Source organism: Rhodococcus sp. AW25M09, assembly GCF_000333955.1.
In the GTDB taxonomy this organism is placed as follows: domain Bacteria; phylum Actinomycetota; class Actinomycetes; order Mycobacteriales; family Mycobacteriaceae; genus Rhodococcoides.
This window is the reverse complement of record NZ_CAPS01000039.1, coordinates 1-24610: the sequence shown is the minus strand read 5'-3', so window position 1 is coordinate 24610 and position 24610 is coordinate 1. Positions and strand designations below refer to the sequence as shown.

The window sequence follows — 24610 nt, the reverse complement described above, 5'->3', positions numbered from 1 at the left end:
ACTCAGCTTCGAAATAGAAAGTCACCCCTATCATTTCGGACTTGTGCGATGCCGGCGACAACGAGAGGAGCCCACCTCGCACCGTGGGTCTCGGTCCGCACACCACAAGCAAGCTTTACCTACGCGACGGTCTACTGGCTCTGCCTTCGTTCACGGAGTCACGGAGCCGATGGGGCGCGTCGCACCCTCGAGTGAATCAGCGCGCGCCCAGTCAGTTGCGCTGCGCCCAAGGCCGTCGCAGCCGCGAAATTGGCCGAAGAGTCGAGTCGTTCGGCGCACCGCCTCGCTGAGCTGTCCGGTGAGATCGGACTGAATTGCTGACGCGCCTCGACAGGGAAATCGTCTGGGAATTCGGCGGTGAGCATGTCGTCGGGTCTCGGGTCCACCACGGACCCGCAGGCAACCCTCCGTGGGTCCGTGGTGTCACCGACGTGAATGGTTTTGTCCCCGAACAACTCTCTACCCGCAATCATGAACAGGCCGAGGGCGCAGACGCTGAGTACGACGGCCGACGTCCACCGCCATATCTGCCGTCTCCGCCCCATCGATATTGCGGAGTAGGGCTTCGACCATGCGACGAGGGAGGCCACGGCCACCGCGGTGATCCCGACGGTCCACCACCACTCGCCAGTCATGGCATACAGCGAGCCGTACAGCGACACCGGAACCGTGCACCAGAACAGCACCGACCACGGCCACGACCGATCACGGAGTTTCACCACGGCCGACACAGTGCGGACTGTACTTCCTACCCAACCCCTGCTGCATTCGAGGATCAACAGCACGTGGAGTAAGAAGCACTCATGCCCTTCGCCGACGAACTCATCGGCCCGGACGCAGCTCGCACGCTGTTTCGGACCATTCGCGCCGCCGCACCGGGCGCTGACCTGTCGGTACTGCAAGGCTCGGTCGATCAGCTGGGTCCGCTAGCGCTTCGGGCGCGCGCAGATCTGCTCCGTGACGCCCTTCTGACAGGACTACCCGGCGACTACACGGAGTTCGCCCGCACTATCCGACGGGCTGCCGAGGATTCGGACTTCCAGGGTTGGTCGATCTGGCCCGTCACGAGCGCAGTCGCATCGAAGGCCGTCGAGGAGAAGACTTCGAGTGCTTTCGACGACGGGATGGCGCTTCTTGCCGAACTCACCGGCCGACTCACCTCGGAGTTCGCCGTCCGCGCGTTCCTTCGAGCCGATCTGGATCGAGCTCTGGAGATCGCACTCGGATGGACGCAGTCGTCGGACGAGCATGTACGCCGTCTGGCGTCGGAAGGCACCCGCCCGTATCTCCCGTGGTCGGTGCGCGTCCCCGAGATACTTGCTCGCCCAGGCGTCACGGTGCCGATCCTGGACAGGCTCTACAGAGACGACAGCGATTACGTCCGGCGATCGGTCGCCAACCATCTCAACGACTTCAGCCGAGACGTCCCCGACCTGGTTGTGTCCACCGCAGCCCGCTGGCTCGACGACCCGGACGACAACACCGGCCAGTTGGTGCGACATGCGATGCGGACGGTGATCAAGAACGGACACCCCGACGCCCTCGCCCTGCTGGGATTCGCCCCAGCCGAGTTGGACGTCACCGGCCCCGTCCTCGACATGGCAGAGCTGCCGATCGGTGGGAGCCTGGAATTCACGGCATCGGTCCGCAACGTCGGCCTCGAACCCGCCAAGCTCGCGATCGATTACATCGTGCACCACACGAAGGCCAACGGAGCGCAGACGGGAAAGACGTTCAAACTGAAGACAACAACGATCGCGCCCGGTGAGAACATCGACATTCGACGACGACATTCGTTTCGTCCGCTGACCACACGCAAGTACTACCCCGGCCCGCACGCCATCGAGCTCCAGATCAACGGCGTCAGTTCGGGCCGCGCAGACTTCCTGCTGGTGACCTAGTTTCGGGCTTCGAGGACGACCGGCGGCACGAGCACGAACTTTCCGACGTGGCTCTTTTCCAAGAAGCGTTGCTGCGCCGCGGCGATCTGCTCGAGTGGAAACGACTCGGCCAACAAGGGACGAATTTCACCGGCTTCGATGTACGACACGAGGTTCGGAAACACTTCCTCGCCCCACGCCGTGCAGCCGAGAAGCGTGAGATCGTTCAGGTACATCGTCCGAAGATCCACCTCGACGATGGGTCCCGCGATCGCACCCGAGGACACGTAGGTACCCCCACGGACGAGAAGGTCGAGCAGACGACCGACGCCATCGCCGGCAACATTGTCGATCACCACATCGACGCTGTGCTTACCGAGGGTGCCCACCAGGTCCGCCTCGCGCCCGTGCACGTCGTCGACACCGAGTTCGCGGAGCTGATCGTGCTTGGCGCGGCTCGCGACACCGATCACGCGCGCGCCGCGCCGAACTGCGAGTTGCACTACAGCCGAACCGACTCCACCCGACGCACCGGTTACCAACACCGTCGAGCCCCGATGCACGCCCGCGCGAGCGATCATGTTCTCCGCCGTACCGTACGCACACGGAATCGTCGCCAGCTCCGCGTCGGTCCACTCGCAATCGACCGCAAAAACCTCGCTCGCCGGCACGACGACGAACTGGGCGAACGCGCCGTCCATGTCCGAACCCAACCAGCGCGTCTGCATCGACGAGAAACCGTCGACACGCATGCACGATCGAATCAGGACACGGCTACCGACGACAGATTCGTCGATCCCTTCACCCGCACACACGAGCCCACAGCAATCCGTGCCTTGAATCAGCGGAAACGGCGTCGCGTCGCTCCACCCACCGTCCGGGTACCAGCCCACGCGGGTGTTGATCTCGGTGTTGTTCATCCCAGCCGCCAAGACTCGAACGAGCACCTCACCCGGACCCGGCACAGGTCTGGGCACCGCGGAGACGACGAGCTTGTCGTATCCACCGCTGCCGGTGGTGACGATCGCCGTCATCAGGTCACCGCGGGCGCTGTCGGTTGGCATGAACTCATTGTGCAGAAGAGAAGGCGCGCCGAACAGATCCACCTGACAACCAGAAAGGCCCCCGACATGCTGTTGCATGTCAGGGGCCTGCTGGTGGAGCCGCCTAAGAGAATCGAACTCTTGACCTTTTCATTACGAGTGAAATGCTCTACCGACTGAGCTAAGGCGGCGTGCCTTTCGGCGTTGGTGAGTCTAACGGAGCATCCCGTCGAAACGAAAATCGCCCTGCCTCGAGCCGTGCGGTGGACCCAGCCGCTAGCGCAGCACGTCACCCAGAGTGGCGACCATCGCATAGATCGCGAACTTCGGTTTTGCGTTGACTGCCAACGATTCTCGGCATTCGAGAATCGCTTCAATGCTCTTCAGCAACGCCTCCGGCGAGACAGCTTTGGCCATCCGCGCGACCTGTTCGGCCATGTCGGGGTGAGTCGCTGTTGCAGTGGAACCGTACGAACGAGCCAGCGCATCTCGATACAGGCCCACCAGATCCATCAGCGCCCGGTCCAGCGAATCGCGGCCCGTTCTTGTCGCCCGAGACTTCTGCCGCTTCTCGAGATCCTTGAGCACACCGGCCGAGCCACGCAACGCCCCCGCTGCGCCCTTGCCGGTACCGCCGGCACCCAGAGCCGTGCGCAGCTCCTCGGTCTCGGCCTCGTCGCGGGAGGCACTCATCTCCTTGGCCTCGTCCTCGGCGGCCTTCACCAGCTCCTCGGCCGCGAGGTACGCCTGATTGGGCCTGGCCGCAGCCGAGGCCAGCGCCAGCGCACGTTTGCGCCGCGCCCGGGCGTCCTCGTCGGTGGCGAGTCGACGCGCTCTGCCCACGTGTCCGCCGCTGATCGACGCAGCCCACTCCGCCGTCTCGGCGTCGAGCTTGTCTCGGGTCTGCAGCACCTGCGCGATCGCCGGCACCGTGGGCGTCACCAGCGAGACGTGGCGGCACCGCGAGCGCAGAGTCACCGAGATGTCCTGCGGATCGACCGATGGCGCACAGAGCAGAAACACCGTCCGTGCCGGCGGCTCCTCGACGACCTTGAGCAGCACGTTTCCGGCACCCTCGGTGAGCCGATCGGCGTCCTCGACCACCACCACCTGCCACAACCCCGTGCTGGGACGGCGTGAGGCGATGGAGACGATGTCGCGCATCTCCTTGGTGCTGATGCTCAAGCCCTCGGGTACGACGCGTCGCACGTCGCCATGCGTGCCGGCCATGGTCGTCGAGCAGGCCTGACAATGCCCACACCCGGGAGTGCCCTCGGTGGTGCACTGCAATGCCGCAGCGAAGCACAGGGCAGCGACGGAACGGCCGGAGCCCGGCGGGCCGGTGAACAACCATGAATGCGTCATCGCCGACGAGTCGACGCCGGTGCGAGCAGCAACCGCAGCGGCCGTCAGATCTGCCTCGACATCCTCTTGACCGACCAATCGATCGAACACACCCGCCATGACGCCCAGACTAGTGGTTGGGACCGACTACTTCGGCGCGGGCAGGTACGGCTCGAGCGAACTCAGAATGCCCTCGGTCGTCGCGCAGGCATCTATCGGCTCTGCGGGTTCGAGGTCGATCTCGATGACAGTCAGGCTCACGTTCCCCGCCGACGTCTCGGTCTGAGCGTTGCACGACTGACTCGTGCCGTCGTCGTCGAACTTCGAGGTAATTCGGAACACGTCGAACTCGGTGTCCCCCACCGTCTTCGACCGCACGTCCGTCAAGCTCGGAATCGACTCGGGATTCTCGAACAACACGTACTCACCGACCGACATGCTCACCGACAACGAGAAGTCCGCACTCGTCCAGATGCACACCCCGGACGTGCCGGGCGTCTGCGGTGTCACCGAATCCTTCAGGCCGCGTGCGCCTGAAGGATCGAGGCTCTCCAGCGGAAGCGAGCACGGATCGAACAGCTCACCCGCGGGCACGTCCGGCCTGGACCCCGATGGAGTCGAGGCCGAGGAAGTTGCCGACCCCTGCTCAGCTGCCGTCGCCCGACCCTGCACCACCTGTGAGCAGCCCGTCAACGCTACGACGGTGCAGCCCAGGGTCACGAGCCCGATCAATCCGCGACGGGCCGAACTCGACGTTATGGACGAATTCGAGCGACATTTCGTCCATAACGTCGAGCTCGCCATCTACTCGCCGTCGGTCTTCTTCGTCGGGGCCTTCTTCGCGGCTGGGGCCTTCTTCGCCGTGGTCGTCTTTGCAGCGGTCTTCTTGGCTGCCGCTTTCTTGGCCGGAGCCTTCTTCGCAGCTGCTTTCTTGGCGGGAGCCTTCTTGGCCGGAGCCTTCTTCGCGGCCGCCTTCTTCTTCACCGGGCCGCGAGCACGCCTGTCCGCCAACAATTCCGACGCGCGGTCGTCGGTGATCGACTCCACCTCGTCGTCTTTGCGCAGACTCGCATTGGTCTCACCGTCGGTGACATACGGCCCGAATCGGCCGTCCTTGATCACCATCGGCTTCTCACTGATGGGGTCGACGCCCAGCTCGCGCAGCGGCGGCTTGGCCTCGCCCTGACGGCCCCGACGCTTGGGCTCGGCGTAGATCTTCAGCGCCTCTTCGAGCGTGACGGTGAACATCTGATCCTCGTCGGCGAGCGAGCGAGAGTCGGTGCCCTTCTTCAGATACGGGCCGTAGCGACCGTTCTGTGCGGTGATCTCGTCCTTGGAATCCGGATCGATTCCGACGACGCGGGGCAGCGACAACAGCTTGAGTGCATCCTCGAGCGTGATCGTCGCCAGATCCATCGATTTGAGCAGGGAACCGGTGCGCGGCTTGGGGCCGGTGGCCTTCTTCGCCGCAGCCTTCTTGGCCGGTGCCTTCTTGGCTGCCGCCTTCTTCACTGCGGTCTTGGTACCGCCACCGGAATCGTTGTCCTGAGGTACCGGAACGATATCGGGCTGCGGCGGCGTCGGCTCGGGTTCCGGCTCGGGCAGGATCTCGGTGACGTACGGGCCGAATCGTCCTTCCTTGGCGACGATGTCGTGACCGGACAGAGGATCCACACCGAGCTTGCGCCCCTCCTGCGGTGTGGCGAAAAGCTTTTCGGCGAAGTCGATCGTCAACTCGTCCGGCGGCAGATCGTCGGGCAGGTTGGCACGCTGACTGATCGGATCACCGTCCGGATCGTCGTCGTTTTTCACCATCCGCTCCAGGTACGGGCCGTAACGGCCTACGCGCACATGGATTTCGCGGCCCTCGGAATCGTCGAACAGCCGAATCGAGTTGATGGTGCGAGCATCGATCTCTTCGAGGTTCTGGCCGACCATCTTCTTCAGGCCACCCGAACGGGCCACCGAGCCCTCGGCACCGGTATCGCCGCCGAAGTAGAAGCTCTGCAGCCAATCCCCGCGTCGCTCACGGCCTCCCGCGATCGCGTCGAGATCGTCCTCCATGCCTGCGGTGAAATCGAAGTCGACGAGCCGCCCGAAGTGGCCCTCCAACAGAGCAATCACCGAGAATGCCACCCATGACGGCACCAGAGCACTGCCGCGCTTGTAGACGTAACCGCGATCGAGGATGGTCTTGATGATCGACGAGTACGTCGACGGTCGACCGATGCCCAGTTCCTCGAGCGTCTTGATCAGCGACGCCTCGGTGAATCGGGCAGGCGGGTTGGTGGTGTGACCGTCGGGATCGAGCTGGGTTGCCGTCACCGCCTGACCAGCAGTCAGAGCGGGCAGACGCGACTCGGCGTCGTCGGTTTGACCGCCCGCCTCGTCGTCGACGCTCTCGACGTACGCCTTGAGGAAGCCGGCGAAGGTGATGGTGCGACCCGATGCGGAGAACGTGCACTCCTCGCCGGTTCCTGCGGTTCCGGTGATGCGCAAGGTCAGCGTGGTGCCGCGCAGATCGGCCATCTGTGAGGCCACCGTGCGCTGCCAGATCAGCTCGTAAAGACGGAACTCGTCGGTCTGCAGCGCCGAGTGCAACTGACCGGGCGTCTGGAACACGTCACCCGACGGGCGGATGGCCTCGTGCGCCTCCTGTGCGTTCTTGACCTTGCGGGTGTACTGCCGCGGGGTCGGATGCACGTACTCGGGGCCGTAGAGCTCGGTCGCCTGAGTGCGCGCCGCCGAAACCGCCGACGCCGACAGCGACGTCGAGTCGGTACGCATGTAGGTGATGTAGCCGTTCTCGTACAGCCGCTGCGCGACGCGCATGGTCCGCTCCGAGCTGAACCGCAGCTTGCGGCCCGCTTCCTGCTGCAGCGTCGACGTCATGAACGGCGGGTACGGCTTACGGGTGTACGGCTTGTCCTCGGCCGACGCGACCGTCAGGTCGACGCCTTCGAGAGCCTCGGCGAGGCGTCGGGCACGCGGTTCGTCGATTACGGTGACCGACTCGGTCTTGAGCTTGCCGTCGGGACCGAAGTCACGACCTGCGGCGACGCGATTGCCGTCGACGTTGACCAGACGGGCACCGAAACTGCGCGGGGTTGCGTCGGCACCGGCGTCGAGCGTGGCAGAGATGTCCCAGTACTCGGCGCTGCGGAATGCCATCCGCTCGCGCTCACGCTGGACGATGATGCGGGTGGCAACGGACTGCACTCGGCCGGCCGACAGCTTCGGCATGACCTTTTTCCACAGCACCGGACTGACCTCGTAGCCGTAGAGACGGTCGAGAATGCGACGGGTCTCCTGGGCATCGACGAGGTCTTGATCGAGGTCGCGGGTATCGGCAGCGGCAGCGAGGATCGCCGGCTTGGTGATCTCGTGGAACACCATGCGTCGAACCGGGATCTTGGGGTTCAGGGTCTCGAGGAGATGCCAGGCGATGGCCTCACCCTCGCGGTCGGGGTCAGTGGCGAGATAGAGCTCATCGGCGTCTTTGAGCAGGCTCTTGAGCTCCGCCACCTTGCCCTTCTTCTCGGGCGAGACGACGTACAGGGCCTCGAAATCGTGGTCGACGTCCACTCCGAGGCGCGCCCAGGGTTCGCCCTTGTACTTGGCGGGAACGTCGGCGGCACCGCGAGGAAGGTCGCGAATATGGCCCACGGAGGCCTCGACGACGTAGTTGCTTCCGAGGTAGGGAGCAATTTTCTTTGCCTTGGTCGGAGACTCGACGATGACCAGACGACGCGGCTCGGCGGAGCTGTCCCCCGTGCCGTTCTTACGTGCTGCCACCTTGCTGCCGAACCTTCCCTAGTGCGTTCTCACAGGCAGATTTGCCTGTCCCACTACTAACAGACTGACATACCTCGGCCAAATACTCGCAGATCAGTCACATATCGTCCTACTCTGCGTGCGGCCAAATGGTACGCGCGTCCACGTTGCGCGGAGCCTCGCCGACGTTCTCGGTCAGGCGCAACAACCGACGCCGACCAGTGATTCTCAGTCCCGGAGCAGAGCTCCGAGTGCCGATCAGTGTCGGCGCGATGCCCGCACGCATCAGCGACTGAGCGAGGACGGAATGGGTGTCGGGGGCGTGCGGGTCGAGTCCGAGCACGTATCGCTCGCCTTCGGCCTCGGGACGACCGGACGCGAGTACCCAGGCGCGCAATTCTCGAGAACCCGGTACCCACCCGGGTGGGACGGCTTTGACGGCCCCCTTGGTCCACAGAGAGGCCAGCGCCGACAGTTCCGGCACCGACGCGGTACGCACCAGCGGCCGGTCTTCCTCCGATCGACCCAGCTCCGCAGCCAAGCCGCATTGCTCGATGAGTTCGGCGATGGCATCTGCCCGCCATTGCGCATCGACGACGACAGAGATGCGGGCCGAACCCGAGGAGGTGACAACATGGCCGGTGGCGGCCAGCAGTCCACTGAGATCGGTCACCGCGGGCGGCAACGATTCGGCGGAGAAGAAGGACAGCTGGTTCACAGCATGGACATTAGGACATCGGCGCACGCGCTCACGGCTTTCGACGCACCTGGGTGGTTCGCAAATGCGTCATCCCCCTTCCGTGATCGCCTCGGCAACGAGACGATCGAGAAGGGGGATGACGTATCTCGACTCGGATGAGACGAGGATCAGACTGCGCGAACGCCCGTTGCCTGAGGACCCTTGGTGCCCTGGCCGACCTCGAACTCCACGCGCTGGTTCTCCTCGAGGGTGCGGAATCCGCTGCCCTGGATCTCGGAGTAGTGAACGAAGACGTCAGCGGAGCCGTCTTCTGGTGCGATGAATCCAAAGCCCTTTTCGGCGTTGAACCACTTCACAGTTCCCTGTGCCATGCTTTTCCTTCTCTTTCTAACACCGGATTCGATGGAGCGCACTTTCGGTCCATCGGGCCGGTTCCGACCGCTGCACTTGTATGAATCCCCCTCAGGATTCCCCCTGTGGACGAGCTCTTCCAGTACCGCGCCCGCAACATGAGATCCTGCGAAGCGTAGAACGAACACAGAAGCTGCGACCGCGTCAAGTGAACCATGAAGTCTGCGATCGCAACAGTCGAAAGTCGACCTTTTCCAACATTTCGTCCATGTTGTGGAAACGCACAACTGCAGGCGCGTGAATTGCCGCCCTCACCAGGGCGCGAGGGGGCCGATGAGGGCCCGCGATAGCATGGACGAACCCCGATCGCGATCAGCCCGGCGGACACTTGTAGATCGAACGAATGCATGGAGACCGGTAGTGAGCGAGAGACATCCGCACGATGGTGCGGATCTCGCGAGTTACGGTCAGCGGTTGCTGAATCGAGTGTTGGCGGGCTCGCCCGCCGACGAGAGCCCCTTGACTCACGTCGCGGAGTTGCCGGCGCGGGCCTCCCAGTTCACATCCTGGCCGGCGTGGGTCGGCCCGGAAGTGGTGCAGGTGATCACCTCTCGCGGGATCGCCCGGCCGTGGACTCATCAGGCCCGGGCCGCGACCCTCGCCGCCGAGGGCAACCACGTGGTGCTCTCGACCAGCACCGCCTCGGGTAAATCGCTCGCGTATCAGCTCCCCATTCTGACGACATTGTCCGCCGATGCCCGTGCCACTGCTCTGTATCTGGCTCCCACCAAGGCGCTCGGTGCCGATCAACTCCGCACCACCATCTCGATCACCGACGAGTTACGGGAACTGTCAGGTGAACTCGCCGAAGTGTTCCCCAGCGCATACGACGGCGACACCCCGACCGAGATTCGCCAGTGGGCTCGCGCCAATGCGCGGTGGATCTTCACCAATCCCGATATGTTGCACCTCGGCATCCTCGGCTCGCACGAGCGCTGGTCCCGCTTTCTGCGCAATCTTCGCTATGTGGTGGTCGACGAATGCCATTACTACCGGGGCGTTTTCGGGTCGAATGTTGCGCTCGTGCTACGCAGGCTGCGACGCCTGTGCGCCCGTTACGGTGCGTCTCCGGTGTTCGTGCTGGCCAGTGCCACCACCTCCGAACCCGGACGGGCAGCCAGCCGACTCATCGGCGCACCGTGCGAGGAGGTCACCGAGGACGGCTCCCCGCACGGAGCCCGCACCGTCGCGTTGTGGGAACCGCCGCTACTGAAGGAGGTCACCGGCGAAAACGGTGCGCCGGTACGGAAATCCGCAGGTGCCGAGGCGTCGCGCATCATGGCCGATTTGTTGGTCGAGGGTGCCCGAACACTGGCGTTCGTACGGTCCAGGCGCGGCGCCGAGGTCACCGCTCTGGGGGCTCAGAGAATCCTCGCCGACGTCGATCCGCAGTTGGTTCGACGCGTCGCCGCCTATCGCGCAGGGTATTTGGCCGAGGACCGGCGCAAGCTCGAATCCGACCTGTCCGACGGCACCCTGCTGGGCGTCGCCACCACCAATGCGCTCGAGCTCGGCGTCGACATCGCCGGTTTGGACGCGGTGATCGTCGCCGGCTTCCCGGGTACCGTCGCGTCGTTCTGGCAACAGGGCGGGCGAGCCGGTCGACGCGGCGAAGGTTCACTGTTGGTGCTCGTCGCGCGAGACGATCCCCTCGACACCTACCTGGTGCATCACCCGACAGCACTGTTGGACAAACCTGTCGAGGCGACCGTCACCGACCCCACCAACCCCTACATTCTTGCTCCGCAATTGCTCTGCGCTGCAGTCGAACTGCCGATCACTCTCGCCGAGGCAGAGGAACTGAGCGCAGAGTCGGTACTCGAGGAGCTGGAGCTGAAAGGCTACGTGCGCAAGCGTCCGCACGGCTGGTTCATCACTCCCGACGGGCAGCAGCTCTCGCCGCACGGCGCGGTCAACATTCGCGGCGGCACCGGCGTGCAGGTGGCCATCGTCGACGGAGAGTCCGGCCGCATGCTGGGCACCGTCGATGGCGGCCGAGCTCCCGCCACCGCCCACCCCGGTGCGGTGCACATTCATCAGGGCGAATCGTTCGTGGTCGACGAACTCGACCTCGATGCCGGGCTCGCACTGGTGCACGCGGAGCAGCCCGAGTGGAACACCTCGGCGCGCGAGATCACCGACATCTCCATCACTGCGGTGCACGAATCCGTCGACTACGGCGAGGTGCGCGTCGCGCTGGTACAGGTGAACGTCACGCATCAGGTCGTCGGATATCTGCGACGCCTTCTCTCCGGCGAGGTTCTCGATTCCATCGAACTCGACATGCCCGCGCAGACGCTCGACACTCGGGCCGTCATGTACACCATCACCCCGGAGTTGTTGGAGGCCAGCGGAGTTCCGTACGAACGATTCCCCGGATCACTGCACGCTGCCGAGCACGCCGCGATCGGATTGCTGCCACTCGTTGCGACGTGCGATCGCTGGGACATCGGCGGAGTGTCGACGGCATTGCACCCCGATACCGGTCTGCCGACCGTATTCGTCTACGACGGATACGACGGCGGAGCAGGATTCGCCGACCGCGGTCACGTGGCGATCGCCGACTGGCTCGCCGCCACGAAAGACGCCATCGTCTCCTGCGAATGCCAGACCGGCTGCCCGTCCTGCGTGCAGTCACCCAAATGCGGAAACGGCAACGATCCACTGGACAAAGACGGTGCGGTTCGAGTGCTGACCGCAGTGTTGGCAGCCATCACTCGCGAGGGTTGACCCCGGGTTCGGGTTCCGCGGCAAACGCGCGCGCATTCGCTGAATGCGTGCGGAATCGCATCGTCTGCGAACCTATTCCACGCGCACCTGGCAAACGCGCGCGCATTCGCTGAACGCGTGCGGAATCGCATCGTCTGCGACCAGATTCCGCACGCACCTGGCAAACGCGCGCGCATTTGCGACACCCGCTACCCCGGCCCCGCCCGCGCCGAGGACCAGCCGCGCCCAGCTACCCTGCCGCCCAACGTCAGCCACAAATGTGCGCGCATTCGCTGAACGCGTGCGGAATCACATCGCCTGCGACCAGATTCCGCACGCACCTGGCAAACGCGCGCGCATTTGCGACACCCGCTACCCCGGCCCCGCCCGCGCCGAGGCGATGGCGTCGGACATTCCGAAGCGCCCGAGGAACACCGGCTGCCCCACCGTCACGATCACGTCCCACTCGTCGATCGTGCACTCCCGCAACTGAGTCCCCATTCGCATCGCCAACCCCCGCGCCGTCTCGCACGCATCGGCCACCCCACGGTCCAGGGCCCCCGCACCGGCCAACGCAGCGAGATCGGCGGCCGACTGCGCCTGATGACGAGCGCCCACCGCAGAACCGACGTGGATCACCATCACCACCACGACGATCAACGCCGACATCGCCAGTGCCGCCAACACCGTAGCCCCACCCTCGTCGTCACCGAGTTCCATTCTCATTCCGCTGCAACCGGTTCCGCAGCAGCAACCGCCTCCGCAGACAGCGTCAATCCCGGCAATGGACTCGCGACTTCCACCCGCACGACGAAGAACTCACCGTCCTCGGTCACGGTGATCCGAGCCCCCTCGGGAGCAACGCGCATACCAGCGGAGACGGCCTGCGCCGCATCCCCTCTGGCCGCCAATCGAGCTGCCTCACGGGCCGCGTCGACGCACCCGATGTGCATCGTCACCGACACGATCGCACCGATGCACACCACAATCACCGCGACGATGGACGCGATCGCGAACGCCGCCTCCACCGTCACGGCCCCGGCATCACCGCCCGGCGTCACACGGCAGTGTTCAACGCTCGATCTATGATCCCCGTCAACGCCGTGACGATACTGTTTCCGGTGACCACCGTGTAGAGAACCGCCCCGAATGCCGCGGCGGCGATGGTACCGATCGCGTACTCCGCGGTGGACATGCCATCGTCCTCCACGCCGAACAGCATGATTCGAGTCTTCAACTCCTGCAGCGCATTCTCCATCATCTCGATTCCCCTCCCTGTTCTCCGATGCGGCGTCTCCGCAGCGGACGATTGTCGGCGCGGCGGTCACAGCACGCCGCCGCCCAGTACGTTGCCCGCCAGGCCGATCACCACGGGGATGATGCCGAGGCAAATGAAAGCAGGCAGGAAGCACAAGCCCAATGGCCCACTGATCAGCACACCGGCACGTTCGGCTGCGGCGGCAGAGGCATCTTCGGCTCGGGTTCGTTGAGTTGCAGCAAGTTCCGACATCGCCGACGCCATCGACGAACCGGCTCGGGCAGATCGGCGCGCCATTCTGGCGAGCGCCTCGGTCTCCGGATCGTGCGCGACGGCGTCCCACGCGGTCTCGGCATCGGCCCCGAGTTCGAGGAGATCGGCGGCCTTGCGCAGCGCGACGGCGAACGAGGTCGGAGCGGAAGGTGCCGCTGCGGCAGCGGCCGTCGCTACCGGAAGCCCGGATAGCAGGCACGCGGCCAGCAAGTCGAAGGTCGTGGCCACCGCCAGCGGATCAGGACTCGCAGTACTGGTCGTGTCGGCATCGGGGCCGTCATCGCGTGCCAACCGGCGCAGTCCACCGCCGCCCGTGGGCACAGCGATCAATGCCGTTGCCAGACACAGAACAGTCGCCCAGGTCATGTCGTCACCTTGCCGGTGATCGCATCGGTCCAGAGCAATCCGGCGCAGCCGAGCCCGGTGCCGATGAGCAACAGCATGCCGCCCAGTCCACCGCCGAGCAGAATCCGCAGCGGATCGGCCCCCATCAACTGTCCCAGCGCTACTCCGAGGATCGGCAGGCCGGCCAGCACCAGCGCGGTGGCGCGGGCCCCCGCCAGCGACGCCTCCGTTCGCTCACGAAATCGTCTGCGCCCCAATATATCGGCTCGCACCGCACCAAGCAGCTCAGCGAGCGCGAGGCCGTGCTCGTCGGCAACCCGCCATGCTGCGGCCATCCGGTTCAGCTCTGGGCCGAGCAGCGGATCGGATGCAGCGATCCCGTCGGCCGGCGTGCCGCCGAGCCTGGACCGCGCTGCCGCACCCCGCAATGCCGCCGACGCGATTCCTCCGCACTCGTCCGCCGCGACCGCGCTCGCAGTGGCGGGATGGGATCCGACCCGAAGCTCGCCGATGACCACCTCGACTCCGGTGGCCAACCAGTTCAATTCGGTGGTGCGCCGGTCGCGCTCGTACCGCCGCCGAGAGCGACTCCATCCGGTGCCGCCCGCCACTGCTGCGGCACTCACAGCCCAGACGCCGCCGAACCACCAGACCGCCCCTGCGGCAACCACCGCAGCACACACCGGCACCATCCATCGAGGCGCCGCCCGGACGCTGCGCGTTCGTTCGGTCAGCCCACGGGAACCGGACGGCCACAGAGCTACTGCGGCAGCGAGGATCAGCAGCGCAGCAGTCATCGGGTGTCGCCGCATCGTCGGTCGAGTAGTTCGCGTAATCGACGCTCACCCGGCATCGCGTCGGCATCGACAGACCAGGCCGCCGCGATATGCACCCGCCCGGTGGGATCGACATCGACCACCCCGATCTCGCGCAGGCGACGCGTACCGTCGGCGCTGCGATGCACGTGTAGCACCACCTGAACCGCCGCGGCGAGCTGACTGTGCAACGCATCTCGACCCATGCCGCCCAGTGCTGCAAGAGCTTCCAGGCGAGCGGGCACCTCGGCTGGTGAGTTCGCATGGATGGTTCCGGCTCCGCCGTCGTGCCCGGTATTGAGAGCCGTCATCAGATCGATCACCTCGGCACCGCGCACCTCCCCGACGACGAGCCGGTCGGGGCGCATCCGCAGTGCCTGACGCACCAGTTGCCGCACCGATACCTCCCCCACCCCTTCGACATTGGGCGCGCGGGCCACCAATCGCACCACGTGCGGATGCGCGGGGGCCAACTCCGCCGCATCCTCGACACAGACGATCCGTTCGGCCGGATCCACCTCACCGAGCATTGCGGCCAACAATGTCGTCTTTCCCGCACCGGTGCCACCGACGACAAGGAAAGCCAAGCGGCCGAGCACGATTCGACGCAGCAGCTCGTACCCGTCGGGAGCGACGGCACCCGATGCACGCAGAGCCGAAAGTCCCTGAGTGGCCGGCCGCAGCACCCGGAGCGACACACACGTTCCGCCGCTCGCCACCGGTGCCAGCACAGCGTGCAGGCGGACTCCGAACGCGCCCTGTCCCACCCCTGGTAGCCGGCCGTCGACCCAGGGCTGAGCGTCGTCCAAGCGGCGGCCCGCCGAGAGCGCGAGCCGTTGCGCCAGTCGACGCACGGCAGCCTCGTCGACGAATCGAACTGCGGTGCGTTCGAGTCCGTGGCCACGGTCGATCCACACCTGGTCCGGGGCTGTCACCAGTACATCGGTCACTCCGGGCTCCGACAGCAGCGGCTCGAGCGGTCCGGCTCCGGTCAGCTCGGTCTGCAGAACACGCAGTGCCGCAAGCATATCGGTGTCACCGATGACCCCGCCCGCTTCGGCTCGGATGGCTGCGGCCACGGTTGCGGGAACCGGAGGGTCGGCCGCTGCCGCGAGGCGATCACGGACGCGATTGAGCAGATCTGCAGTCACGACAGCGCTCATGCCGCCCACCCCCGGCGTCCAGGCTTCTGGCCGAACGTGTCGAGCACGGTGTTCGCCGCTGCAGCCAGCGGCGAGCGCCGACCCAGCACGAGGCCGCCCCGTTCGAGGCGTTCGGCCAATCCCGGTTCGGCTCGCATCGATGTCAACAGCGGTAGGTCGAGCGCGACGGCAATGTCTTCTGCTCGTAGGCCGCCCGGTGCGGGCCCGCGCACCACGAGGCCGACGTTGGCATTGCGATCCGCCAGGTGCCCAGTCATCGCCTCCGCGGAGGCCACGGAGCGCAACTCCGCCGGCATCATCAACACGACGAGGTCCGCCGCGGCATAGAGAGCGTCGGAGACGTCGCCGGCGTGACGCGGCGCATCGCACACCACCAGATCACCTGCTGCCCGTCCTGCGTCGAGTACAGCCGACACCGCGGGGGCAGTGAGCCCGGTTCCCCGGTCGCCGGACCTGCCCAGCGCCAGCACCGACAACCCGCTCCGCGAGGGCAACGCGCTGTGCAGGGCGTCACCGGAGACCCGGCCACCTTCGACGACCAACCCGGACCACCGCAAACCGGGAATGCTCTCCCAGCCGAGCAGCAGATCGAGTCCACTGCCGTACCGGTCGCCCTCGACGAGCAATGCGCGTCCTCCTGCACGGCTACTGCAGAGTCCGAGGGCGGCGGCGAGCGTCGAGGAACCCGCACCGCCGCGTGCGCCGACAACGGCGATGACTCCCCCGTCGCCGGACGGAGCCGCTGCCGGTTCGCCGAGTATGCGCACGAGGGTGCCCTCGTCGGACGGCAGCGAGATGACATGTTCGGCACCGACCGCTGTCGCGGTCCGCCAGACATCGAGTGTCGGCGGCGCACCCGTGACCAGAACGACACCTTCTCTGCGCGAAAATCCGCCGGAAAGAGCAGCCTCGGCGGAGGCGAAATCGATCAAAATAGTTCCGGTGCGATCCCAGATCGACCGCGTCGAACTGATACCGACCAGTAAGTTCTGCTCTTCCACAACACAATCCGCGGCCGCAGCGATTCGGTACACGTCCTCGCGAAGGCCGCGATGTTCGATCGATATCGTCACGGTTGCCTGAGAGCGTCGCTGTCGCGAGTCCGTTTCCATGCGCCAAGCCTGCGTGAGAATCTGCTCGAGATACGCGTGACTTGGGGAAATGTGGATAGATTCGGGCCTGTGGATGAATAACGGTACTTTTGTGCCGTTTTTCGACCTACCCCAGAAATGAGGACGACCCTCGCCAGGGGGGGAGGAGGCGAGGGTCGTCTGGTTCAGCCCCGGGGGGTCGGGCTGAACACCGCCCGGAATGAACCGAGCTCATGGAAAATACTACACCCGTGGATGTCCTTGTTTGCAAGTTCAACCGTCCGATTTTTTCGATCGACTTCGGCCGAGTCCGCCAGTGTCACCACACAACATCCACCGGCCACCACCGGCCACTATGGTGACAAACGTGACCCAGAGCGCGAGCAACGACGACGCCCCGGCCGGACGACGCACAGCGCGCGTCGCGGCATTCTTCGACCTCGACAAAACCATCATCGCCAAGTCCAGCACACTGGCATTCAGCAAGCCGTTCTTCGACCAAGGCCTCATCAACCGACGCGCAGTGCTCAAGAGCAGCTATGCCCAGTTCCTGTTCCTGCTTTCCGGTGCCGATCACGACCAGATGGAGCGCATGCGCGCACACATTGCGAGCATGACCGCCGGCTGGGACGTGGAGCAGGTTCGAGCAGTGGTTTCCGAAACCCTGCACGACATCGTGGACCCCCTCGTCTTCGCCGAGGCCGCCGATCTCATTGCCGACCACAAGCTCCGCGGTCACGACGTCGTGATCGTCTCGGCGTCCGGCGACGAGATCGTGCACCCCATCGCAGAACTGTTGGGTGCCGACCACAGCATGGCCACGACGATGGTCACCGTGGAGGGTAAATACATCGGCGAGGTGGACTTCTACTGCTACGGCGAGGGCAAAGTCGACGCCATGAACTCACTGGCAGCGCAACATGATTACGATCTGACTTCCAGCTACGCCTACTCGGATTCGATCACCGACGTACCGATGCTGCGCGCCGTCGGACATCCCACCGCCGTCAACCCCGATCGCGCGCTGCGCAAGGAAGCCGCCGCCAACGGATGGCCGATTCTGACCTTCTCGAACCCCGTCTCACTGCGATCACGAATCCAGACGCCATCCGGAAAGACCGTAGCGGTAAGTGCCGCAGCAAGTTTCAGCGCACTTGCGGCAGGCGTGATCACCTACGGACTACTTCGCAGAAAACGATGAGCCCAAACTCTTGATGTGAGGCGCGTCACGGGGTACAAATGACGTACGGAAGAACGGAAGGCCAAGGACGAATCGGAAGAGAAGATTCGCTCTCCCGACCGGGATTCCCAGCACGGACACCGGCACCCACGCGGAGCTTGCCACCTAATGGCAGAAGCGCTGTGGGCCTGCGAAATTCGCCAGCGATCAGCAAGAACCCTGCACCGGTTGCAGGGATGACCTCATCACTGCCGAATTCTCGCCGAGGCCACGTGGTACGCCATCACAGCCCACTTATGCACGCTTGGTAACCAGGCGCTCCGTGCTCACGGGCGGCGAAGTCGACGCAAGTCGGCATCGCCGCCCTTTTACGTGCCCGCTACTGCGCTGCCTCGGCAATCGAATTCGCTTCTGCCGCACCTGCTTCGAATGCTCCGCAGCACAGGATCACCCAACTCCCGACGCCCGTCGCGGTGCCCTCGGCGAATCCCGCCGCGCCATCTCGGTACGCGCCGGCTCGACGCATCCAGCTCACTTCCGGTACGCCGAGATTGTGTGGGTCGAATCCCGACGACGCTGCCACCAATCTCGAAGCAGCTCGCGCCACGATACCGTCGGCCGAGCCGAACGCCGCGAGCGTCAACAACTCGCCGTGCACCACCGCCGCGATCACCGGGGCGGGTGCAGACGTCCCACCCGTCACCAACTGAGCGAGCAGGTCGAGTCGATCGCCCACACCCGCATCGCTGCGGGGACGACCGAGAGCGGAGGCGTCGTCGACGAGATCGGCTGCGGCCAACAAATGAAGCCGAGCCAGGGTCTGCAGCGGTGCGCGCTTCCACGTCGACAACGTGTTCTGCAGCGCGTCACCATCCAAGGCGGCCGCGACCCGTAGCGCGCCGGCAAGAATGGGGTCGCCCTCTTCGCCGTCCCGAGGGAAGTCCATCGAACCGCCCTCCAGCGCAGAGGACGAGCGGGCCGCGCGCACCGCAGCCTCGGCCGCGGTGGCCGGCCAACCCCGTCGATTGGCCTTGTGTCGGTGTACCGCGCCCAGAGCGTCACGCGCACGTTCGGCGGAGTCGACAACTCCGGGCAGTTCCAACAGCGGGGCGAGGGGGTCCGTCACGACAGACGACGGTACCCCCTCCCCTGTACCTCTTATTCGGCCCCGGCGGCCAACAGCTCGGCGCGAGCCTCGCGGCGCTTGGCCTGCTCCGCCGGATCGGGGACCGGCACCGCTGCCAGCAACCGCTTGGTGTACTCGTTGGTCGGACGACGCAGAATCTGATCCGTCGTACCGAACTCGGCGAGCTTGCCCTTGTTCAGCACCGCGATCCGCTTGGCGAGCACCTCCACCACAGCGAGGTCGTGACTGATGAACAGGCACGCGAACCCGTACTCACGCTGTAGTTCCTTGAACAGCTCGAGCACCTTGGCCTGCACCGAAACGTCCAGCGCCGACGTCGGTTCGTCGGCCACCAGCAGGGTCGGCTCCAAGGCGAGCGCCCGGGCGATACCGACTCGCTGACGCTGCCCACCCGACAGCTGGTGCGGATAGCGGTTGCGCATCGTCCGCGACAGGTGCACCTGGTCGAGCAGTTCCTCGACCTTCTTGTTCCGCTGCGACGAATCGAGTTCGGTGTGCAACAGCATCGGCTCGGCGATCGACTGCCCGATCGGCCACCGCGGATTCAGCGAAGAACCCGGATCCTGGAACACGATGCCGACCTTGCTGCGTACCGACCGCAGCTCGCGATTGGACAGGTTGGTGATGTCCACCCCGGCGATGGACAACGTGCCTTCGGTGAGCTTGTTGAGCCCCACCACGGCCTTGCCGATCGTGGACTTACCCGAGCCGGACTCACCGACGAGGCCGACGACCTCACCCATCTCGATATCGAGACTGACTCCGTCCACGGCCCGAAACACCGTGCGTCCCGGGTACTCGATGATCCCGTCGACGATCCGCAGCGCGCGGGTGTCCTCGACGGCACTCGGATCGGCGATGTCTCCCGCGGCAACGGCCTCGATGCTGCTGCCCAGGTGAGGTACCGAGGACAACAACTGCTGCGTGTAGGGATGCGATGCACTCTTGAAAATCTTTTCGGCACTGTCCGTTTCGACGATCAGCCCGTCCTTCATCACCGCGATGCGATCGGCCATGTCGGCCACCACGCCCATATCGTGGGTGATCAGCACGATCGACGCGTCGATCCGGTTTCGCAGATCGCGCATCAAGTCGAGGATCTCGGCCTGCACCGTCACGTCCAGAGCCGTGGTCGGCTCGTCCGCGATCAGCAGTGACGGATCCGAGGACAGCGCCTGGGCGATCATCGCGCGCTGACGCTGACCACCGGAGAGCTGATGCGGGTAGAAGTTCACCCGGGTTTCCGGCTCCGGCATCTCGACGAGCTTAAGCAGCTCGACGGCCCGAGCCTTGGCTTCCTTCTTGGACAGCGAGGTGTGCGCCCGGATGGCCTCGGTGATCTGCCAGCCGATCGAATACACCGGGTTCAGCGCCGTCATCGGCTCCTGGAAGATCACCGCCACGTTCTTGCCGCGGATGGGTGCCAGCTGTTTCTCCGACAGTCCGACGAGCTCACGGTCACCGAGCATGATGCTGCCGGAGACCCGCGAATTGTCTGCCAGCAGACCGGGGATGGCCATTGCCGTGGTGGACTTGCCCGACCCCGACTCACCGACGATGGCCAGCACTTCACCGGCGGCGACGGTGAACGAGACCGCGTCCGCCGCCGTGCGCCAGACCTTGTCGACCTCGAACTCGACCGTCAGATCCGTGACGGTCAGAACTGTGTCTTTCCGATTGCTCATATCAGTTCCGTTTCGGATCGAGTGCGTCACGCAGTGCGTCACCGAGCATGATGAACGCCAGCACGGTCACGGAGAGGAACGCCGCCGGGAACAGCACCAGGTGCGGCGCCGTCAGGAACACGTTCTGGCCGAGGTTGATCTGGAGGCCCCAGGAGATCTCGGGGGCCTGCAGACCGATTCCGAGGAACGTCAGCGTCGCCTCGGCCGCGATGAACGTGCCCACCGAAATGGTCGCGTAGATGATCACCGGAGCCAGCGCGTTCGGCAGGATGTGCCGCACCAGAATTCGGTAGGTCGACGCTCCGAGAGCCTGCGCCGCCTGGACGTATTCGCTGTTCTTGATCGCGATGACACTGGAACGGACCAAACGCATCGCCGTCATCCAGCCGAACGCGACCAGTGCGAGCGAGACGGTGAAGATGGTGCGCTGCTCGGTGACCGTGAGCAGGATCAATGCACCCAGCAGCAACGGGATACCGAAGAACACGTCGGTGAAGCGAGCCAGAATGCTGTCGATGGCACCGCCGAAGTAGCCCGCGAATGCGCCGATCAGCACGCCGATGAACAGCACGCCGATGACCGAGAGCACGCCGATGGACAGCGAGATGCGGGCGCCGTAGATGACATTGGCGTAGTAGTCGCAGCCCTGGATGTCGGTGCCGAACCAGTGTGCGGCACTGGGACTCTGGCGTGAGTCCGACAGCGAACACACTCGCGGATCGATCCCGCGCGCGAACACCTGAGGAAACACCGCCATCACCAGCAGGACCAACAGCAGGAACGACCCGATGATGAAGAACGGGCTCTTGCGCAGGAACTTCCACGCATTACCCCAGAGACTGGCCTGACCGACGAGTTCGATTGCTTCCTCGTCGGCGACGTTTCCTGGCAGGCCCTCGTCATGGCTGTGCTCAGCCGCGTCTATGTCGTCCTTATTCATAGCGAATCCTTGGATCGAGTACCGCGTAGAGAACGTCCACCACGAGGTTGAAGAAGATGTAGAAGAACACGAACAGAGTCACGATGCCGACTACGACGGCACCCTCCTGACGCGCCAGCGCGTCGTAGATCGCGCGGCCGAGCCCGGGCAGGTTGAACACCGTTTCGGTCACGATCGCGCCGCCGAGCAGACCGCCGACGTCGGCACCGATGAAGGTGACGACCGGGATCAGCGAATTGCGGAGCGCATGCCGAACGATGATGCGACGGTTACTAATTCCCTTCGACTTGGCCGTGCGGATGTAGTCCGCGGCCATCGACTCCGCCACCGAGGTTCGAGTCAGTCGGGCAACATAGGCCATCGACAGCGAGGCCAGCACGAGGCCGGGAAGCAGGTAGCTGACCCAGCCCTCGTTGATACCGGCGATCGGAAACAGTCCGAGCTTGAGGCCCAACGTGAACTGGGCGATGAAGCCGAGAACGAACACCGGGACCGATACCAGCAGGGTCGTGGAGATCAGCACCAGGTTGTCGAAGAACGACCCCTTCTTCAGCGCCGAGAGAACGCCCGCTGCGATACCCATGACGGTCTCGAGGACGACGGCGACGATGGTGAGCTTGATCGTGACCGGCAGAGCTCGCTCGATGGTGTCGAGCACCGGGCGTCCGGAGAAGTCGGTGCCGAAATCGCCCTGGAAGAAGCCGGCTATGTATTTGAAGTACTGGACGAACAGGTTGTCGTCGAGGTTGTAGTCCGATCGTAGCTGCGCGACGACGGCCGGTGCGAGCGGGCGATCTCCGGCGAGCGCACGGATCGGGTCGCCCGGAAGCGCGTACACCATCGCGAAGATCAGGAACGAGGAACCGATGAGGACGGGAATCGTCAGCAGCAATCGGCGGGAAATGTAGCGACCCACTGTTGTATCTCCTAGGAAAGGAAGAACCTGCGAGTCGGGTCTCGAGCGCGCAGGTCGGGGTGGGCACGAAAGACCCACCGTCGAAACGAGAACGGAGCGGGTGGCAGCCCGTTGCTCGGACTGCCACCCACTACCGTGTCGTCATCAGTTGACTACGACGTCCTCGAGGAGGATGTTGCCGGTGTTGTCGATCTTGACGTCGGACACTCGATCGGACCAGACGGCCTGATTGAGTCCGTAGAAGAGCGGAGTCGCAGGCATCTGCTGGATCAGCAGATCTTCCGCGTCCTGGTACTTCGCCGTTGCCGCCTCGACGTCCGCGGCGTTGTTGCCCTCGGTCAACGCCGCATCGAAAGCCGGGTCGTTGAAGAAGGTCGCGTTACTTCCGGCCGGCGGCAGTGCCGAAACCGAGTACAGCGGGGACAGGAAGTTGTAGATGGACGGGTAGTCCATGATCCAACTCGACCGGAACGGACCGGTCATGCCCTTGGCATCCTGCAGCGGCAGGTACTGAGCGAACTGCAGATCTCCACGCAGTGCGTAGTCGACGCCCAGGTTCTCCCGAATCTGGTTGCCCACGGCCGTCATCCACGAATCGTGTCCGGCACCGGCGTTGAACCACAGGTCCACCGGCTGGCTACGGTCGAATCCGGCCTCGTCGAGCAGACGGTTCGCCTCGGCGGCATTGAGCTCACAGTTGGCACCGCATGCACCCTCGCGATATCCCTCCACCACCGGTGAAGCGAAAGAGTCTGCGGGAGTGCGGGTATCGGTGAAGATTGCCGACGCGATGGCCTGCCGATCGATGGCCATCGAGAACGCCTTACGGACGTTCGGATCCTGGAAACGCGGATCGTAGGTCGGGAAGCCGAGCGAGGTGATGTCCGGACGCGGACGCTCGCCGTAATGGTCACCGAACTGATCGCGGGCCGTGGCCCACGCATCCTCGGGGAGGTCGAGCATGACGTCGAGGCCGCCACCCTGAATATCGTTGTAGCCGGTGTTCAGCTCCGTGTAGACCTTGAAGTTGACGCCCGCGGACTGTGCCGGGTTGTCTCCTGCGTAGTCGTCGTACTTGGTGACGGTGAAGCCCTGTCCGGGGACGAACTCACCGTCGGCCTTGAACGGACCGTTGCCGATCGGGCGTGCGCCGAATGCGGTGGGGTCGTTGTAGAACACCTCGGGCAGCGGATCGAACGCGGTGTATCCGAGGGTCAGCGGGAAGATCGCAAACGGTGCGGTGAGCTTGACGGTGAAGCTCGTGTCGTCCACGACCTTCAATCCGCTCAGTTCGGTCGCCGTGGGCTCGGCCGTCTCGCTGCCCTGAAGGTCTGCGTAGCCTTCGATGTTCTCGAAGAAGTACGAAGCACCGAAAGCGTTGGTGCTCAACGCGTTGTAGCTCCACGCCTTGGTGTAGGACTCCGCGGTCACCGGGGTGCCGTCGTGGAAAGTCCAGCCGTCCTTGAGCGTGACGGTCCAGTTGATGTTGTCCTCGGACTCGACCGACTCGGCCACGCCGTTGTACTCGACGCTGTTGTCGTCGTCGTTGAAGGTCACCAGGGGCGTGAACAACGCCTGGAGGACCTGGTTGCCTTCGCTCTCGGTGGTGTTGCCGGGAATCAGCGGGTTCTCGGGCTCACCGATGTAAATGCTGAAGATTCCGTCTCCGCTGCCGCCGGAACCCGAACCGCCACCGCCACAGGCGGCGAGCAGACTCGCACTCATCAGCACAGCCGTGGCGACTACCGCGGCACGTTTGATACGCAAGGAAAATCCTCCATCCAGATGTGAACACGGGGTCGTCCGTGCTCAGGTCCTCGGGCGCGACGCCCGGGGATTCGTGGGCGACCGCATGGCACGGCAGGTGAGCCGTTCCAACGATCTGATGAGATGGACTTTAGACACATCCTGATACGAACATGTGAACTCCCCCAGA

At 64.8% G+C, this 24610-nt stretch carries 22 protein-coding genes and 1 tRNA gene; 3 read left to right on the top strand and 20 right to left on the bottom strand.

Going from position 1 to position 24610, the window contains the following annotated elements:
* Nucleotides 1-158: 158 nt before the first annotated feature.
* Entirely contained in the window at nt 159-731 is a 573-nt protein-coding gene (locus RHODMAR_RS07015) for a hypothetical protein (RefSeq protein ID WP_008712839.1), read from the bottom strand.
* A gap of 72 nt (nt 732-803) precedes the next feature.
* On the opposite strand from RHODMAR_RS07015, the gene RHODMAR_RS07010 reads away from it, so the two are divergent.
* Nucleotides 804-1901, top strand: a complete 1098-nt coding sequence (locus RHODMAR_RS07010; RefSeq protein ID WP_008712836.1) for a DNA alkylation repair protein — start codon at nt 804-806, stop codon at nt 1899-1901.
* Here the strand turns inward: RHODMAR_RS07010 and RHODMAR_RS07005 are convergent.
* From RHODMAR_RS07005 to RHODMAR_RS06975, 7 genes are all read right to left on the bottom strand, one after another.
* Complete coding sequence (locus RHODMAR_RS07005) at nt 1898-2944, bottom strand: zinc-binding dehydrogenase (protein WP_042938310.1); 1047 nt, start codon at nt 2942-2944, stop codon at nt 1898-1900. The two genes, RHODMAR_RS07010 and RHODMAR_RS07005, sit on opposite strands and share 4 nt — an antisense overlap.
* Nucleotides 2945-3038: 94 nt before the next feature.
* Nucleotides 3039-3114 (bottom strand) — tRNA-Thr (locus RHODMAR_RS07000).
* An 85-nt stretch (nt 3115-3199) separates the two neighbouring features.
* On the bottom strand, nt 3200-4387 hold the full coding sequence (locus RHODMAR_RS06995) for a DNA polymerase III subunit delta' (protein WP_008712832.1): 1188 nt from the start codon (nt 4385-4387) through the stop codon (nt 3200-3202).
* A 27-nt stretch (nt 4388-4414) separates the two neighbouring features.
* On the bottom strand, nt 4415-4987 hold the full coding sequence (locus RHODMAR_RS06990) for a DUF3558 family protein (protein ID WP_157226021.1): 573 nt from the start codon (nt 4985-4987) through the stop codon (nt 4415-4417).
* Between the two features lie 84 nt (nt 4988-5071).
* A complete protein-coding gene (gene topA / locus RHODMAR_RS06985) occupies nt 5072-8062 on the bottom strand; it encodes a type I DNA topoisomerase (protein ID WP_008712829.1) in 2991 nt (996 codons plus the stop codon).
* Between the two features lie 109 nt (nt 8063-8171).
* Nucleotides 8172-8759: a hypothetical protein gene (locus RHODMAR_RS06980; protein ID WP_008712828.1), complete on the bottom strand. Its 588-nt coding sequence runs from the start codon at nt 8757-8759 to the stop codon at nt 8172-8174.
* A gap of 149 nt (nt 8760-8908) precedes the next feature.
* The gene (locus tag RHODMAR_RS06975) at nt 8909-9112 is read right to left on the bottom strand and encodes a cold-shock protein (protein ID WP_005248460.1); all 204 of its coding nucleotides are present in this window, start codon (nt 9110-9112) and stop codon (nt 8909-8911) included.
* Between the two features lie 400 nt (nt 9113-9512).
* On the opposite strand from RHODMAR_RS06975, the gene RHODMAR_RS06970 reads away from it, so the two are divergent.
* Nucleotides 9513-11882, top strand: a complete 2370-nt coding sequence (locus tag RHODMAR_RS06970; RefSeq protein WP_008712800.1) for a DEAD/DEAH box helicase — start codon at nt 9513-9515, stop codon at nt 11880-11882.
* Nucleotides 11883-12233: 351 nt separating this feature from the next.
* Here the strand turns inward: RHODMAR_RS06970 and RHODMAR_RS06965 are convergent, their stop codons facing one another.
* The 7 genes from RHODMAR_RS06965 to ssd all read right to left on the bottom strand — a co-directional run bounded on the left by RHODMAR_RS06965 (nt 12234) and on the right by ssd (nt 16827).
* On the bottom strand, nt 12234-12581 hold the full coding sequence (locus tag RHODMAR_RS06965; RefSeq protein ID WP_008712798.1) for an Rv3654c family TadE-like protein: 348 nt from the start codon (nt 12579-12581) through the stop codon (nt 12234-12236).
* Nucleotides 12582-12583: 2 nt separating this feature from the next.
* Entirely contained in the window at nt 12584-12922 is a 339-nt protein-coding gene (locus tag RHODMAR_RS06960) for a TadE family type IV pilus minor pilin (RefSeq protein ID WP_042938290.1), read from the bottom strand.
* Nucleotides 12919-13122, bottom strand: coding sequence for a DUF4244 domain-containing protein (locus tag RHODMAR_RS06955; RefSeq protein WP_008712794.1), 204 nt, complete (start codon nt 13120-13122; stop codon nt 12919-12921). The genes RHODMAR_RS06960 and RHODMAR_RS06955 overlap by 4 nt, the downstream gene beginning before the upstream one ends.
* A 63-nt stretch (nt 13123-13185) precedes the next feature.
* Complete coding sequence (locus tag RHODMAR_RS06950; RefSeq protein WP_008712792.1) at nt 13186-13758, bottom strand: type II secretion system F family protein; 573 nt, start codon at nt 13756-13758, stop codon at nt 13186-13188.
* The gene (locus RHODMAR_RS06945; protein ID WP_008712791.1) at nt 13755-14534 is read right to left on the bottom strand and encodes a type II secretion system F family protein; all 780 of its coding nucleotides are present in this window, start codon (nt 14532-14534) and stop codon (nt 13755-13757) included. The genes RHODMAR_RS06950 and RHODMAR_RS06945 overlap by 4 nt, the downstream gene beginning before the upstream one ends.
* Nucleotides 14531-15715, bottom strand: coding sequence for a TadA family conjugal transfer-associated ATPase (locus RHODMAR_RS06940; protein ID WP_008712788.1), 1185 nt, complete (start codon nt 15713-15715; stop codon nt 14531-14533). The genes RHODMAR_RS06945 and RHODMAR_RS06940 overlap by 4 nt, the downstream gene beginning before the upstream one ends.
* Entirely contained in the window at nt 15712-16827 is a 1116-nt protein-coding gene (gene ssd / locus RHODMAR_RS06935; RefSeq protein ID WP_008712786.1) for a septum site-determining protein Ssd, read from the bottom strand. Before ssd ends, RHODMAR_RS06940 begins: the two co-directional genes overlap by 4 nt.
* A gap of 334 nt (nt 16828-17161) precedes the next feature.
* Here ssd and RHODMAR_RS06930 point away from each other — a divergent pair, with 334 nt between their 5' ends.
* Nucleotides 17162-18007 (top strand): HAD-IB family hydrolase, encoded by an 846-nt coding sequence (locus RHODMAR_RS06930; RefSeq protein ID WP_008712784.1) that lies wholly within the window; start codon nt 17162-17164, stop codon nt 18005-18007.
* A gap of 358 nt (nt 18008-18365) precedes the next feature.
* On the opposite strand, the gene RHODMAR_RS06925 is transcribed toward RHODMAR_RS06930, so the two are convergent.
* The 5 genes from RHODMAR_RS06925 to RHODMAR_RS06905 form a co-directional block, all read right to left on the bottom strand.
* Nucleotides 18366-19112, bottom strand: coding sequence for a hypothetical protein (locus tag RHODMAR_RS06925; RefSeq protein WP_008712782.1), 747 nt, complete (start codon nt 19110-19112; stop codon nt 18366-18368).
* A gap of 32 nt (nt 19113-19144) precedes the next feature.
* Nucleotides 19145-20818 (bottom strand): ABC transporter ATP-binding protein, encoded by a 1674-nt coding sequence (locus tag RHODMAR_RS06920; protein WP_008712781.1) that lies wholly within the window; start codon nt 20816-20818, stop codon nt 19145-19147.
* A gap of 1 nt (nt 20819) precedes the next feature.
* Nucleotides 20820-21758, bottom strand: coding sequence for an ABC transporter permease (locus tag RHODMAR_RS06915; RefSeq protein WP_008712779.1), 939 nt, complete (start codon nt 21756-21758; stop codon nt 20820-20822).
* Nucleotides 21751-22674, bottom strand: coding sequence for an ABC transporter permease (locus RHODMAR_RS06910; protein WP_008712777.1), 924 nt, complete (start codon nt 22672-22674; stop codon nt 21751-21753). Before RHODMAR_RS06910 ends, RHODMAR_RS06915 begins: the two co-directional genes overlap by 8 nt.
* Before the next feature lie 144 nt (nt 22675-22818).
* A complete protein-coding gene (locus RHODMAR_RS06905) occupies nt 22819-24441 on the bottom strand; it encodes a peptide ABC transporter substrate-binding protein (protein ID WP_008712774.1) in 1623 nt (540 codons plus the stop codon).
* Nucleotides 24442-24610 lie beyond the last annotated feature (169 nt).